The sequence below is a fragment of the Enterobacter sp. CM29 genome (genome assembly GCF_013179605.1).
Lineage (GTDB): Bacteria > Pseudomonadota > Gammaproteobacteria > Enterobacterales > Enterobacteriaceae > Enterobacter > Enterobacter intestinihominis.
Genome location: NZ_JABMCU010000387.1, coordinates 1 through 696 on the forward strand (window position 1 = coordinate 1; position 696 = coordinate 696).

The 696-nt window shown below is 64.9% G+C and carries 1 protein-coding gene; it reads right to left on the reverse strand.

Going from position 1 to position 696, the window contains the following annotated elements:
- Positions 1-696: amidohydrolase family protein (locus HP459_RS23225; RefSeq protein WP_171936960.1), on the reverse strand; the 696-nt coding region annotated here is incomplete at both ends.

The following is a 696-nucleotide window of genomic DNA, read 5'->3' on the forward strand; positions in this document are numbered from 1 at the left end:
CATCTCGCCCGCGCCGTTGTGGCGGAAGAAGTCGCTGCCCTGGCCCGGCGTGAGCATGTCGGTCCATTTTTCAAAGTCTTCCAGCTCGTGGCCCGGACGCTGGGTAAACAGGTTGTAGGCGATGCGGATGGTCATCTGCTTTTTCTCGTGCAGCTCGGCAATTACCTCGTAATCTTCCGGGTAGTTCTGGAAGCCGCCGCCCGCGTCGATGGCACTGGTCAGCCCCAGGCGGTTCAGCTCGCGCATGAACTGGCGCGTGGAGTTGACCTGCTGCTCCAGTGGCAGCTTCGGCCCTTTGGCGAGGGTTGAGTACAGGATCATGGCGTTCGGGCGGGCGATCAGCATCCCGGTCGGGTTGCCGTTGGCGTCGCGCTGGATCTCCCCGCCCGGCGGATTCGGCGTGTCCCTGGTGTAGCCGACCACCTTCAGCGCGGCGCGGTTGAGCAGGGCGCGGTCGTACAGGTGCAGGATAAACACCGGCGTATCCGGCGCGGCGTCGTTAATTTCATCCAGCGTCGGCATACGGCGCTCGGCAAACTGGAACTCGCTCCAGCCCCCCACCACGCGCACCCACTGGGGCGACGGCGTGCGCAGGGCCTGCTCTTTCAGCATGCGCAGGGCATCTGCCAGGGACGGTACGCCTTCCCAGCGCAGCTCGAGATTGTAGTTCAGCCCGCCGCGGATCAGGTGCAGGTG